This is a genomic window from Pseudomonas sp. TE31087, from assembly GCF_057284075.1.
In genome coordinates, this window is sequence record NZ_JBXVNN010000001.1 from 4,987,501 (window position 1) to 5,001,529 (window position 14,029).

The 14,029-nt window shown below is 51.3% G+C and carries 12 protein-coding genes and 2 rRNA genes (1 of these 14 cut by a window edge); 8 read left to right on the top strand and 6 right to left on the bottom strand.

Going from position 1 to position 14,029, the window contains the following annotated elements:
• The 3 genes from ACZ899_RS22535 to ACZ899_RS22545 form a co-directional block, all read left to right on the top strand.
• Positions 1-451, top strand: a 23S ribosomal RNA gene (locus ACZ899_RS22535); it begins 2,443 nt to the left of the window's first position.
• Positions 452-587: 136 nt separating this feature from the next.
• Positions 588-703, top strand: a 5S ribosomal RNA gene (gene rrf, locus ACZ899_RS22540).
• A gap of 290 nt (positions 704-993) precedes the next feature.
• Positions 994-1,743, top strand: coding sequence for a class I SAM-dependent methyltransferase (locus tag ACZ899_RS22545; protein ID WP_234562654.1), 750 nt, complete (start codon positions 994-996; stop codon positions 1,741-1,743).
• A gap of 29 nt (positions 1,744-1,772) precedes the next feature.
• Here the strand turns inward: ACZ899_RS22545 and ACZ899_RS22550 are convergent, their stop codons facing one another.
• Positions 1,773-2,369 carry an NADPH-dependent FMN reductase gene (locus tag ACZ899_RS22550; protein ID WP_234562655.1) on the bottom strand — a complete coding sequence of 199 codons (597 nt, stop codon included), beginning with the start codon at positions 2,367-2,369 and terminating at the stop codon, positions 1,773-1,775.
• Complete coding sequence (locus ACZ899_RS22555; protein ID WP_234562656.1) at positions 2,366-3,217, bottom strand: sterol desaturase family protein; 852 nt, start codon at positions 3,215-3,217, stop codon at positions 2,366-2,368. The genes ACZ899_RS22550 and ACZ899_RS22555 overlap by 4 nt, the downstream gene beginning before the upstream one ends.
• Positions 3,218-3,285: 68 nt before the next feature.
• Here ACZ899_RS22555 and ACZ899_RS22560 point away from each other — a divergent pair, with 68 nt between their 5' ends.
• A complete protein-coding gene (locus ACZ899_RS22560) occupies positions 3,286-4,245 on the top strand; it encodes an AraC family transcriptional regulator ligand-binding domain-containing protein (RefSeq protein WP_234562657.1) in 960 nt (319 codons plus the stop codon).
• Between the two features lie 247 nt (positions 4,246-4,492).
• On the opposite strand, the gene ACZ899_RS22565 is transcribed toward ACZ899_RS22560, so the two are convergent.
• On the bottom strand, positions 4,493-5,974 hold the full coding sequence (locus ACZ899_RS22565) for a DUF726 domain-containing protein (protein ID WP_234562658.1): 1,482 nt from the start codon (positions 5,972-5,974) through the stop codon (positions 4,493-4,495).
• Between the two features lie 152 nt (positions 5,975-6,126).
• Between ACZ899_RS22565 and ACZ899_RS22570 the strand changes: the two genes are divergently transcribed.
• Entirely contained in the window at positions 6,127-6,519 is a 393-nt protein-coding gene (locus ACZ899_RS22570; RefSeq protein ID WP_485627785.1) for a winged helix-turn-helix domain-containing protein, read from the top strand.
• 19 nt (positions 6,520-6,538) lie between these two features.
• Positions 6,539-7,039 (top strand): restriction endonuclease, encoded by a 501-nt coding sequence (locus ACZ899_RS22575; RefSeq protein ID WP_485627787.1) that lies wholly within the window; start codon positions 6,539-6,541, stop codon positions 7,037-7,039.
• Between the two features lie 579 nt (positions 7,040-7,618).
• Here ACZ899_RS22575 and ACZ899_RS22580 read toward each other — a convergent pair.
• Genes ACZ899_RS22580 through ACZ899_RS22590 form a run of 3 tightly spaced genes read right to left on the bottom strand, consistent with a single transcriptional unit; the run spans position 7,619 to position 10,666 of the window.
• Positions 7,619-8,422: a restriction endonuclease gene (locus ACZ899_RS22580; RefSeq protein ID WP_234562660.1), complete on the bottom strand. Its 804-nt coding sequence runs from the start codon at positions 8,420-8,422 to the stop codon at positions 7,619-7,621.
• Positions 8,419-9,483 (bottom strand): O-methyltransferase, encoded by a 1,065-nt coding sequence (locus ACZ899_RS22585; RefSeq protein WP_326491860.1) that lies wholly within the window; start codon positions 9,481-9,483, stop codon positions 8,419-8,421. Before ACZ899_RS22585 ends, ACZ899_RS22580 begins: the two co-directional genes overlap by 4 nt.
• The gene (locus tag ACZ899_RS22590) at positions 9,377-10,666 is read right to left on the bottom strand and encodes an ATP-binding protein (protein WP_234562662.1); all 1,290 of its coding nucleotides are present in this window, start codon (positions 10,664-10,666) and stop codon (positions 9,377-9,379) included. The genes ACZ899_RS22585 and ACZ899_RS22590 overlap by 107 nt, the downstream gene beginning before the upstream one ends.
• 1,034 nt (positions 10,667-11,700) lie before the next feature.
• Between ACZ899_RS22590 and ACZ899_RS22595 the strand changes: the two genes are divergently transcribed.
• Positions 11,701-13,464: a ParB N-terminal domain-containing protein gene (locus ACZ899_RS22595; protein ID WP_234562663.1), complete on the top strand. Its 1,764-nt coding sequence runs from the start codon at positions 11,701-11,703 to the stop codon at positions 13,462-13,464.
• 3 nt (positions 13,465-13,467) lie between these two features.
• Entirely contained in the window at positions 13,468-14,028 is a 561-nt protein-coding gene (locus ACZ899_RS22600; RefSeq protein ID WP_485627788.1) for a hypothetical protein, read from the top strand.
• Position 14,029: the final 1 nt, after the last annotated feature.

The following is a 14,029-nucleotide window of genomic DNA, read 5'->3' on the forward strand; positions in this document are numbered from 1 at the left end:
GGCTGATACCGCCCAAGAGTTCATATCGACGGCGGTGTTTGGCACCTCGATGTCGGCTCATCACATCCTGGGGCTGAAGCCGGTCCCAAGGGTATGGCTGTTCGCCATTTAAAGTGGTACGCGAGCTGGGTTTAGAACGTCGTGAGACAGTTCGGTCCCTATCTGCCGTGGACGTTTGAGATTTGAGAGGGGCTGCTCCTAGTACGAGAGGACCGGAGTGGACGAACCTCTGGTGTTCCGGTTGTCACGCCAGTGGCATTGCCGGGTAGCTATGTTCGGAAGAGATAACCGCTGAAAGCATCTAAGCGGGAAACTTGCCTCAAGATGAGATCTCACTGGAGCCTTGAGCTCCCTGAAGGGCCGTCGAAGACTACGACGTTGATAGGTTGGGTGTGTAAGTGCTGTGAGGCGTTGAGCTAACCAATACTAATTGCCCGTGAGGCTTGACCATATAACACCCAAGCAATTTGCGCCGAGGCCAAATTGTGGTGGTGAAGACGAAAGAACCGAAAGTTCGCGACGAACCACAAAGATCACATATCCGAATTGGCTAGAGTATCCATCTGGATGTTCTGGCAACAGAATTTCTTGACGACCATAGAGCATTGGAACCACCTGATCCCATCCCGAACTCAGCAGTGAAACGATGCATCGCCGATGGTAGTGTGGGGTTTCCCCATGTGAGAGTAGGTCATCGTCAAGATTCATTTCGCAAAACCCCTATCTGCACGAGCAGGTAGGGGTTTTGTCTTTTCTGTCCTGGCAAAGAAATCTGGCGTGGGAGCGGGCTTGCCCCGCGATTAGGCCAGCCCAGGCAACATCACGGTCTGATCCGGCCAAATCGCGGGGCAAGCCCGCTCCCACGGTGGTCCTCTACAGAGACCGCGCACCAACACTGAAACCCCGGGGCCGCTACGCGCCCCTTTCGCGGCACAAGGCCGCTCCTACCCGACTTATACTGGCCCGACCACAAGCATTAACCTGGACCACCGAATGAAACCCTTCGACGACCTGATAGCCGAAGCCAACGCAGCCGATGTGACCGGCTGGGGCTTCGACTGGCTGGCAGGACGCGCCTCCGAGCAGCGCCCACCGTGGGCCTATGCCCAGCTCCTTGCGCAGCGCCTGGATGCCGTCAGCGCAGCGCTGGACCTCGACACCGGCGGCGGAGAGGTACTGGATGAGGCACCGCACTTTCCACCCCTCATGTGCGCAACTGAAGCCTGGCCCCCCAACGCCCGCAAGGCGCACGAGCGCCTGAAACCGCGCGGCGTTGAAGTCGTGCAGGTCGCACCCGGTGCCGCGCTCCCATTCGCCGACGCCTCATTCGAGCTAGTTACCTCACGCCACCCTGTGCAACCGGACTGGCCCGAGATTCATCGCGTCCTCCGACCTGGTGGACACTACTTCGCCCAACACGTAGGGCCAGCCTCGGCCTTCGAGTTGATCGAGCATTTCCTGGGGCCATTGCCACGTGAGCGGCAACTGCGCGATCCGCAGGACGAAGTGGCAGCAGCGCAGGCAGCCGGGCTGACGGTGACTGACCTGCGCACAGCCCGTTGCCGCATGCTGTTCCATGACGTAGGCGCAGTCGTGTGGATTCTTCGCAAATGCGTATGGTGGGTGCCGGACTTCTCTGTGGATAAGTACCGCGCTGAACTGCTGGCCCTGGATAGCCAGATGCGCCAGGGCCAGCCTTTTGTCGCGCATTCGACCCGTCATCTCATTGAAGCGAGGCGTTAAGCGGGCGCAGGCCGAGGCAGCCGCTACCCTCACATCCCGTTGGCGAATTCCGGTTCCTCCATTTCGACGCGCGCATTCATCCCCCTGAGCGCCCTGGCATATTCGCCCAGTACCTGAAGCGCCCAGTCGGCCCGGCGACGAATGCGCAGGTCTTGCGAACTGGCACTTTCCGGCCCATTCATCACGTCCTCCACCTGGCGCACGATCAACTGTTCGGGCAGGTAGCAGATGCGGCAATTCTTGTAGCTGGACGCACGCAATTCAGACAGCGGGTAGGCGCCGCCCTGGCCAGAAGAGACCCCGACCAGCAGTGCCGGCTTGTGCCCCAACTCGCGGTAGCCGGCGTAAACGAACAGGTTCTTCAGCGCCGGGCAGGCCATGCCGTGCCATTCCGGGGTCAGCACCACCAGGGCATCGGCTTCACGCAGCAGGGCTGCATACTCGGCCCAGAGTCCGTGTTCATCCTTGGCTGGCCATAACGGCAGCGGCGCACGTCCCAGATCGATCACCCTTGGCAGCTTGCTTAGTTGCAAAGCCTGCAGGCGTTGGGCGAGAAAGCCGGCCACCTTCGCCGACTGGCTGTCCGGCTGGCTGGAGCCGGCCACGAGTACGATATTCAGGCTCATTTGGCTAGCTCCTGGTCCGATTCCGTCGGCAGGCTGGTCGACTTGCCGCGTACCAGCGGCCAGAACAGCTCCTCCTGCCAGCTGACCGGGCGCATGCCTTCGATACCGTAATGCGTCGGGCGGCGGCGGGTGATCTTTGCCGTGCCGAACAGCACGTCCCAGAAGAACAGCAGGTTGCCGAAGTTGCCCTTGTAATGCGTCACCCCGTCATCGGCGCTCAGGCCGTGATGCGCCGAGTGGGTCGCGGGGGTGGAAATCGTCCGTTCTAGCAGCCACATCACGGGCCGCAGTGCGCGTATGCGGTAAAGCTTGTCATCCCAGGGCACGCTGCTGTGGGCGCCGAAGATGACCAGCATTTTGACGATCAGGTAGCCGAAGTACACAGGCGCCAACCCCAGGTAGATTAAGGCCCCGCTGAACCACAGCCCGGGCATCAGCAGGTAATAGAAGCTGTTGTTGCGATAAACGATACGGATGCTCATGTAGGGCGCTGAATGGTGTGCGCGGTGCAGCGAGTAGAGCAGGGGCACCTTGTGGCTGAGGCGATGCCACCAGTACTGGGTCATGTCGTCCAGCACCAGGAACAGGACGAGCCCAAGCACCCAGTGCAGGCCGGCGAGGCTGCCCTTCAGTTGCGGCGCGAAGTGTTCCAGCAGGCTGTTGCTGAGGAACGTGACCAACGGCAGGGTGACCACCATCAGCAAGGCGCTGCCGACGATCTCGATGATCGCGTCCCGGCGTTTGCCGCGGGGCTGACGGAAGCAGGCGCAGGTGATTTCAAGGAGGATGAAGCCGATCAGGATGGCGAGAATAATCGGTATCGGGCTGTTTGTTATTGTTGTGCTCATGGCATTCTCCGGTGGGTGCCGATCAAGGCGGTGCCCACCCATAAGAATTCACGAAGCCGTCAGACGATATGCGCGAAACGGACAGAATCACCCGAGAACCGGCCAACCCATCGCCCGAGCGATTCCACCGCGGCCCGCTCGGCCGGGTGCTGGAGCGCTACCTTCAGACGCATTCGCTGAAGGCGCGCAGCAACTACAGCATGCTTGCGCTGGAGCAGCTTTGGGCCAAGGCGGCCAGCCATGATCCGGCGATCGGCTTGCACCTGTTCTCGCACTTCAGCCGCCAGGACTGGCATGTGCTGGCCCAGGGCTGCCTGTACAGCGCCACGCTGGCCGAGGCCATCCGCTTCTGGGCGCGCTATGCACGGCTGGCATCGGACATGGATACCCTGGCGCTGGTCGAAGAGGGTGATTGCCTCGGGGTGGAGTTGCGTATCGATGCGCCAGCCAGCCTGGTGCGCTATATGGTCGAGCACTACAGCGTGATGTCCCTCAGCGTGATGGGCGTGGGGATGGGCGCGGCGGTCGTGCCGCAGCGGGCTTGCTTCGCTCACCGTCGGCCAGCGTACTACCCGGAGTACCGCGAGTGGTTTGGTGAGGATATCCAGTTCGACTGCGGGTACAACCGCTTGTACTTCAATCGAGCCCAGCTGGAGATGCCATTGCTGACCCAGCATGCCGGGATGATGGAGGTGGTGAGTCAGGAGCTGGAGCGCCGGTTGGCGCAGCAGTCCCAGCTCAGTGGCTGGTCGGCCCGGGTAGCCCAGGGTATTCGCCAGGGCCTGATCACGGGTCGATCGCTTACCCTGGAGGCTCAGGCGCAGGAGCTTCACCAGAGTGCACGTACCTTGCGTCGGCGGCTGGAGGATGAGGGAACCAGTTTTCGTGTGTTGCTCGATCGGGTGCGTGCGGAGCTTGAGCAGTACCTGGAAATGCAGGGGGATAGCCGAGCGCAGATTGCTGCACAGCTTGGCTACAGTGACCTGGCGGCTTATGTCCATGCGCGCAAGCGCTGGCGGTCGCTCTAGCCACCTTCATGGAACAAACCGTAACTTATTGGTTTATCTAGGCCCTGTGGGAGCGGCCTTGCGTCGCGAAAGGGGCGCGTAGCGGCCCCAGATTCCGAGCCACCATCGAAACTTCTGGGGGCTGCTGTGCAGCCCTTTCGCGCCGCAAGTCCGCTCCCACAGAGATAACAGTTCCCTGCGCGACAGCGCAGCCCGACGGGCTGGGCGATCTCCTACAGAGATATTTGGACCAGGCTGTCCAGTGGTATCAGAGCAGACCTTCGTTGTTCAGCTTCAGACGTGCGTAGAACAGGATCGCGACGGCGGGGATCAGCGCCGAATAGCCCGGTTTGATCGCGCTCTTCAGATTGGTCACCGCAGCCTTGATACGTTCGGTCGGGACCAGGCCGCTCAGCGATGACAGCGCGGAGGTCGAGGCGAGCGCGATTTCCGTGCTGCCGCTCGGCAAGGTCGAATCGCTTTTGCGATACGCCGGTGCGGGTGCCTTGGGTGTCGAGAAGTAGGAAGTTACGGTAAGGCTCGCGGCCAGCGCGTCGACCTGTTCGAAATAGCCTTGCTCGGTCATCGCGTCCAGGTGCTGGACGATATCCTGCCGCGAGGCAAGCACATGCTTTTCGCCAAATGCAGAGTGGAAGCATTTGCTGATCAGCAGCGCCTCCATTTCCACCACCTGGGCACAGTCGTGCAGCTCGTTCACCAGGCCATAGTGCTGTGCCAGCATGAGCAGGATCTGCACGTACTTGAGGCCCCGGCCTCGTGCCAGGTTGACCAGGCAGTGCCCGCCCAGCAGTTGGAGTTCCTGGGTCAACGGGTATTGATCAGGTTTAGCTTCCAGCGTCGTCCAACTGCTACTGCGCAGGTGCTTGGCGACTTGACCGCGTATGGCGGGACTGGTCAGTTCGAGGAGATCGTGGAGCAGGTAGTCGGTCTGGACGGGGTCTGGGGCCTCGTCGACCGGCTCAGGTTGATTCGAACGTGGCAGGCCGCCTGTGTAGCCATGGAAGCGTGACGCACGCAGTACCTCTTCCAGGCGTGGCCAATAGTCGGTATGACCGAACTGAGCCATGGACACATCGTGAATATGTTCATGCTTGCACGGAGTTATTGGCCGGCGGCCAATGCTGCTTTCCCCAAAGTTGAAACGCAGGACGAGATCATCCTCGGAGTAGGCGTTGTACAGCTTGCACTTGGTGCGTTGCTGGATGGCTTGCGCCTGTTCTGCAGACAGCTCGGCCGCCGCCGCCATCAACAGCACCTCGCCCACTTCGAGGCCTTCATGAGCGGGTTTATCCAGCAAGTCGAGCAAGGCACTGACCACGACCCTACCGCCAAGCGAATGCCCGACCAGATTGACCTTCGACACGTACGGGTGATGCTTGAGCAGGTAACGCTCCAGTTGCCCGAGTAGCTGTTTGCCCATCTCGGTAGCGCGGTTGCGGCTCGAGTTGAAGTGCATGGCGCGATCGACCGCCGCGGCCCCCGCGCCGGCCAGCGCGTTGATCCGGGCGAGCGCTGCCACGCCACCGCTGGAGGCACTGTCGAACTGCGCCCAGTGGCCAGAGGGCCAGAAGGCGAAGATATTGATGCAGTTGTGCAGGGACGTTGGAATGTACTTGCGCAGTTTGCAGCGGTCTTCCATGTCATGGCCGGCCGAGTAGCCGTGGATGAAGACGTTCGCAACCTCGCCGGAGCGGTGGGGGAGGGTGAGGAATTTGAAGTTGTGGTCCACGCGGTTGGCTTGCCTGAGGTGGAGGGGGGAGGGATGATGGCATTTGGCCCTATTGCTGTAAACGGCTGTACTTAGCGTGTTTTTGATAGGTCCGTTTGCCTTGGTGGAAATTGAGGTTCACCCTGCACGGTGAACGCGAACAAGGAGTCAATGTGTCGATCCCGGATTTTCAAAGTGTGATGCGCCCAGTGCTGTCTGCCGTCGAGGACGGTACGCCGCTGGCGCTCAGTGAGCTGCGCGAGTGCATTGCAGAGCAGTTCCAGCTGACAGAGGAAGAGCGCAAGGAGCGCCTGCCATCAGGCAACCAAACGGTGATCAACAACCGGGTGGGTTGGGCGCGCACCTACTTGAACAAGGCAGGGCTGTTGACCATCCCGGCCAAGGGCATGGTTCAGATCACCGCTCGTGGCCGTGAGGCCTTGATCAGTGGCCCGGCGCGCATCACTGTGCGCTGGCTGAAACAGTTTCCCGAATTTGCCGATTTCCACACCGCCAGACCGCAAGTGGCGAGTGCCCCCGCCAATCCCGAACCTGGACGAGGGTGACACGACACCGGACGAGCAATTGAACATTGCCCATCAGGCGCTGCTGCAATCGCTCGAGGAAGAGTTGTTGACGCAGGTGAGGGCGGCAAGCCCAGGCTTTTTCGAGCAACTGGTGGTCGACCTGATGTTGGCCATGGGATATGGCGGCTCGCGCAAGGAGGCTGGCAAAGCCACCCAGGCCACCAATGATGATGGGATCGACGGCATCATTAAGGAGGACAAGCTCGGCCTGGATGTGATCTACCTGCAAGCCAAGCGTTGGACTAATACGGTGCACCGGCCGGAGATCGACAAGTTCATCGGTGCCTTGACCCGGCAGCGGGCGCGCAAGGGGGTGTTCATCACCACTTCGGAGTTTTCGGCGGGGGCGCGGGAGGCGGCGTTGGGGCTGGATATCAAGGTGGTGCTGATCGATGGGGGCGAGCTGGCCAGGTTGATGGTTGAGAATAATCTGGGGGTGAGTGTTAAGCAGGTTTATGAGGTGAAGCAGGTGGATAGTGATTATTTTGCGGGAGAGTGAGCCGGGGTAGTATGAATTGAATGGCTATTTCTTTGATATATATATGAAAAATTTGTTTTAAGTTTGTTATGGGATACCACCTGGAATACCTGATTTTTAACTCTGGATGTCGCAGGGCCAAGATACTCTACAGCTTGGCTTGAGCGAATTGATCAGCTTGTTCTTGGGCTCAGCACTTAATGCTTTGTTCCGAATGGATGGCCGGATGATATCAATATCCGCACAAGCATAATTGATCGACCACACAAACGATACAATGGTTGCTGACCGGAAAAGGCTACGATGCAAGGTATTCATCAGTGCTGCGACCAGCCTCCCACAACGCGCGATGAGTGCAAACTCAAGCCCGGCTTACCGAGGCAGTTTGATCTGCTCGGGCATCGATAATGCAATGGCATTGAGTGCATTTTTGGCTGGCCCAAATAGAACCGTCGCATTTTTCACGTGCTTCGAAAGGCTTGTAAAAAGCTACGGCCCGATTTTCTCGCGGGCCTGAGCAAAATTATTGGCAGCTTTGTATAAAATAGGGCTTATCCGGACTGTGAGGACTTTGGTTTTCAATGAATGTCGGCGGGTAATTTAAAGCTCGTAAAAGTAGTCTGGATCAAGTTTGTACGTAGAGTACTGTTTTGTTTCGATGATCCCGAGCCCATGTTCGATCATAAGTTGTGCAAGTTTGTCGCCATCTATTAGCGCCAAGTTCTTTTGCTGTTGCTCCTTGTCTGCAAAGTTCATTGCTGGCTTTGAAAACTTTGATGTAGTTATAAATGCCCCCTTTACGCCATTTTTCATGGCGCCGATGAAATCCCTTATTTGAGACGCCTCGACCGTGCGATTTAGCGCATATCGCTTGACTTGGACATAAATTCGATCAAATCCTAGTCTATCTAAATGTATTTCACCATCGATCCCTCCATCCGCGCCTGGAAGGCTATGTTTAATAGACCCGTTAATGCCATATCCCATTTTAAGCAGTAGGTCTAATACAAGAGCCTCAAAAAATCTTGGTGGTAAAGTTATAAGTCTGTCTAGGAGCTCTTGCTTAGTTTCGGAAATGTGTTTTTCATGGGCCTGCTGAATATACTCCTCAGGAATTTTGTCTTTGCTTACAGGAACTGGTGTTGCTGATGCGTTGGACTTTTTAATTAGTCCGTATTTCCCGCTGGCAGTTTGAAAGAAATATTTTCTAGGCATGGCCGAAGGGAACGACAAACCTTCACAATGCCTTCGCACTTGTTGGCGCACGACCCCTACAGGCGACTTGGTGTTAAAGGTATAAAACTTATTGCTTTCGATTATTTCATAAATTTCATGAGCTGAAAGGCACTCGGCACTTTGAGTAAGCGCTTCGGTTATAGCCTCAACTATTGTCCTTTGATTCATGTAGACTCTATCTCAGTAAAGTTTGGGAAATACCTGTAGTTGTCCCATAGCGCATCAATATCTTTATCGGTAAATATTTTTTTCGAAAGTTTTTCCCTATTCGGCATTGTCTCCATTATATGCCTTATTTCCTTAATGGTTAAGTTTGGAGTTTTAATCTCAAAGGCAGAGTCTTCGTTTCTGTGGAAGTAAAGATCATTGAATCTGCACGAATTATGAATGTGCCTATCTTTTTCTGTGAAAAAAGCGAAAGCTACAGTCGCCATTTCACACCCATCGGCATATCGAAAAAATAATATTTGCTCAATATTAATTTTTTCGGGCTCAGGAAGCGCTGTGTTTCTAATGGAAATTATCTTCTGTATCTCTTTTTTTAAGCATTCTTTCAAAAATATTGCTAGTTTTTTACTTTGCTTCCAGCCCCTTGCATCAATTCCAGGTTGTACATAAGCTTTCCCAACCAAGTTTATAAGCCTAGCCTCCACATCGTCAGATAAGTCTGTGTGGGACGTACCGCCTAATAAAGGTGAACAATTGAAACTTGCAGTGTAAATGCTTCCGCTCTCAATTGTGCCCGCGATTATTGCGGCATCGTCAAGCATGTATGGAGAGAAGACTCCATCATAATCTAGCCAGTAAATTTTCTTTCCAGGCTGAGAGGCCAGTTGTGGTAAAACCTCTGTGGACTTACCAAACTTCATTTGGATTGATGAGTACGGTTTGTTGAATTCGTATCTCTCAGTATTAGTAGAGTCAGATTCTATGCTGAGTAACTTTTCTATTCCCAGGTGGCGATGAAATAGGGAGAAGTCGACAAAGTATTTTGAACCAAAACCTATGTATTGGTAGTCTTTAAGCGGAGCATGATGGCGGAGGCAGCTGAAGATATCTCTCATCATCTTCCGCTCAATGCTTTTCGCTGGTCTAATAGAATAGTTTATTTTCCTCCCGCTATTACTCATCTTCGCACTCGTACTGATAATAGTAATCAAAAGTAAGCTTGCCGACTTGGGTCGCAGTTTTAACGTCAAGCGATTCTTTGGCTCTCTCGAGTTTTTCATTCGAGATTGTGTAGGTAATTGAAGTGTGATTTTTATCTGGTTTCGGAGGGACTATTTTCTCAGGACGTATAAATTTTTCAGACAACGGGGCTTCGAGTATTTTAATGGCATCAGCCGCGGCTATACTATTTGCGAGGGGAGTTGAGGTTATCAAGCCTTGATCACAATGACTGTTCTCCTCTGTGCGCTCTCGTAGGAATTTCAATATGGGTTCCATGCACTGCCCCATATGAAGTAAGGCATATTTATAGACTTTACTGTCTACATCTACACCAGTCTTTGTAGTAGTCCAAGGTAGTTTTGCGGCGTCTTCACAAGAGAACTCAACTAACCCCCTAAAGTACGCGAAGTCAGTATGAAATTTAACTGAACCATTTTTTCCCCATCCTGTCTTTTCTGTTTGGTCAGCTTCGGCTACTAGTCGCCCATTACATACGATGTACCATCCACTATCTTCTTTGTCTCGATCTGAAAGTCCGCATGTTATGGTTATTTCGACATTTTCATATTTGAATTTCTTCTTAGCAAAGCCTAACTCTTTTGAGCTCTTTATTGTGATGTTTTTGCTTTTTATTGGTGTCTTATTAAATGTGATTTTAAATCCGTTGTTTATTTGTTTGAAATAAGCAGAGGAGATTTCCCTCATTAAGTTGTTGACATAAGGATCCTCTGAGAAGCTCTCAACTGTTTCATCTTTCAGTTTAGTGACCGTTATTTTTGTTTCTCCATTTTTTAAGCTGGATATTTTTAATGGCTTGAAATAAAAGTGCCACTCATCTAGGTTTACCCACTTATCAACATCAACGCTTACGCGATAAGCTGTGTTATTGTGATTGGATTCAACATCAAATTTCGTACCTAACTTAAATAATGTCCGCTTCATACCTACTCCGAATTGACCTACAGAGTTTGGAGTGGGCGGTGCATCCTTAGGGCGACCAAAGCGAAATGCATAGTTTTTTGCCTTTTCTAAATCGAGGCCGCCGCAATTATCTTTGATCTCAAAAAGATCTCTGGTGGCAGTAATTATGATTTCAGGATTTTGCAGATTGTTTTGAATTGCTGCATCAATGCTGTTGTCGATTAAATCTAAAATCGCACGATCCGTTGCGATGTCTCGCGTGAGCATGTTTATAAAAAATTCTTTTGTAGGGTTGGCTCTTATGATATTTTTACTTGTCATGATTGAAGTGCTTTGGGTTGTTGGTTAATGGGGAGATTATTGTACGTAAAGGGAATTAAAGCTACCAGCATTTGCCAAATGCCATTTCTGGCTTTAGTCGTGTAAGTAATATTTTTGAGGCTCTTATCAAACTTTCGGAGATTTTGTCTACACGGGAAATAAGGCTTGTATGGAGCTCCCGCCAACGTATCCTAACTCTTACGGCGATGCAGTGAACGGTTCGGATTATCGATGTCTGGTGCATAGCAGTCCATTGATTTGTTAAGGGACCAAGCTCTCGAGTACGGCACCCAGCGTAAGACGCTTTAACAATCCGATTGCAGTTGTGGGGATGTTCTTTGATGTTTTGAGTAAAGTCCATTTTTGTCATCCATGAATCGTTAGCCTACAGAATATCATCGAAAACCTAATGATGGCACAAAAGCTATCATTCAGGTGTTGCACCGTGCGTGTATCGCCTATGCAGGTTCCTCTCGTGCCGTAGCGGAAGATCGCAACAGCTCTGCGATAGGGCTATTGTACCGGTCCTGCTAGCGGCTTGTTGGCTGGATGCCTTTCTCAGCGCAGTCTTGTGGCCATCCCTGCATACCTCTGAACTAGGTCTTATCATTATTTTAAGTAAATTTGGTTGATTGCCGAAAAGTCGCATAAAGTTAACCCTGCTGCTTCATGAGCATCGGATGCGATGGGGGCTGTCACTTAAATTAGGGTATAAACAAGTTTGCTGAATGATTAAAAATTTGATTCCAGTAAGCTAAGTGAAAATCATCTATTGACATGTTCGTGTGTTTTTTATTCTGTTGGTGCGGGTAAATAGTTTGTATACTTATTAATACGTAATTTATGAAAATTTTCTTGTGGTGATATTCGCTAGATTGGGGCGTTTTGTTGCGAGGAGCGCCTGAGTTTATTGCAGTGAATGTGAATGAGAGTGTAAATATAAAGCTCAACATATTGGAGTATACTAAATGACGATTGAAACCTGCTGAAAATAACTCTATTATACCGGGTCACTTTGCAGCAAGGAGCTGAGGATGCCTCAAAATAACAGTAAGCTTGAGTACAATGCGGTTTGCGAATTTGATGGGAAGTCGAGTGAGCGTCGCGCAATGTTTTTCGCTTCGGCCATCGATATCTCATTGTGGAGCGGAATCCCACAAAAGATGATGTTGGATGGTGGTGACAGTGCTGAAACTATAGGTTTTCAGCGCATAGAAAATACTAATCGAATCGAGCAGATAAAAAGTTTTTATAGTGAACCAAAAAACATAAGTTACAATCCGATACTTTGTGCTGTCAGATCACCGGCGGATAACCTCGTAAAGTTTGAATCTGATGGTGCGGGTGAGGTTAAAAACTCTAGTTTGGGTAAAATAGAGGTTACAATCAGTCCACTGCATGATAAAAGTTTCGCTGAACTTTTTGGGATGCTGCGTTCATCACTTGATGAGCGACTCGGTAGCGATTTGGATAATGCTCAGCCAAGCGAGCAGTATATTGCGAATTTAAAGCGTTCGCTTTTTGACGATGAAAACGGAGATGAAGAAGTCATAAGCGATATTGGTGATGAGCTTGAGTCTGGCTCCGATACCGATGGCGTTCCTGCTGTAGAATCACATCTCATTGAGTTCCGCCGGGCTATCGCTGCTCGGGAAAGACTTTGTATCGAAGGAGCCGCTGGTTCAAGGTCCGAGTTTGCAGGATTTACTAAAGACCGTTTAATTTCATTTTTGCTTCCAGTGGTTTTAGTTGATGGTCAACATAGGCTTCGCGGTGCAATTGCCGCAGCTAATGACGCTCTCGCTTCAGATGCTATGCAACAAAGGCAGTTGGAAACTTATGAAGAACTAAAAAAAGACTATGCAGGGGCTGAGCTTCAGAAAAAAATAGACGAAGCTAAACTCCAGCTTTTGAGAGAAGTATCCCCTGTTCTTGCAGTGTCACTTCTGCTAGATGCGGAACCTGCAGAGCAAGTATTTCAGTTTGTTGTGGTTAATCAGAAGTCCGTTCCTGTCGGTAAAGCCCTCTTGGGAACTATTGTTTCTACTACTTTGACCGAGGCTGAGCTTGAGAAAGTTAGGGCTAGGCTTGTTAATGCTGGTATTCCCTTAGAAAATTCAAGAGCGATGACAAAGCTTGTAATAGATCCTGAAAGTCCTTTCCACAATAAAGTTGATCGCGGATTAAAAAAAGAATCTTCGGCTGAGCTATTACAGTGGACGGTTTTCTCAGGTCTTGTACAAATCGTTCGAACTTTACAAGGTGCTAAGCTGTATCATGAGGATAGAGGTTTAGATTACGCGAGCTTTTGGCGTGAGGCATTTTTAGTGCAAAGTCCTGTAGTCGCAGACTATCTCGACCAAGGTTATTCGACGGCAATTGAATTTTGGGCTAGTGAAAATGGGCCTTGGGAGGATTTTTTCATTAAGTTTTTCAGCTCCGTTAGAGATAATCTCGCTAACATTAACTCTGAGGAGGCGCATAACTATTGGGGCAAACCCAAAAGCTCAAACATTTTTAATAAAGTATACTTGAATATCTTGCTCGCAGATTTCTTTGAATACTTATATTCTAAAGAAGTAATATTGCCTAGCACTGACGAAGTTCCTAATCTCGTCAATTTGTGGTTGGCGGGTGCTACAGATGATTTCTTCTCCAGGAGTTGGAATCTTCGAAATATTAAGAAGGATGCCACAGCTACTAAGAAGACGTGGTCTTCTCTGTGGTATAACTATCGTCGCGCACCGAGTGCGCTGAAAAAACTTCCGATGGTTAAAGCTTTCTCGGACGGGAGATAAGGATTGTTACCTCAATTCTATCTGTCGGCATACGCATTCGATCAAAGCGTGTGGGATCTTGATGCTAGCCAGGAGTTGGCCGGTTTGCAGATAGATCCCAAAATACACCGATATAGGGATTATTACCTCGAGTCGGATATTAGAAGATTGTGGGCGCAATGGTTCATTGAAGGCGTAGTAGATCCTCATGTTTTGATTGAGAAGTACAAGACTCCATTGATTATTGATATTATCCATGAGGTGAGTAACGCTTTAGAGTCTACCTTTAATATCCCTAAAAATATTCATTGGCCTGATATTCGAAAGCGCATTAGCGAGGCGCTATTGAAGCGTGTTGAACAGATCTCTCTGATGGAGAAGCGGAAAAACTTTACCAAACGAGATCGTCAGCTTTTACTGGCTCAAGCAGGCGGTAAGCCTAGGTGCTGGATATGTGGTGACGAGTTTGAAAAAGAGGCAGTTGAGCTTTTTGAAGGTAATTCTGCCGTAATTAAGATGCCGAAGTACGTTGATATTTTCAGACCCAAAGGTTCTCGTCGAGCGCCATCTGAAGATAGAAATTGAT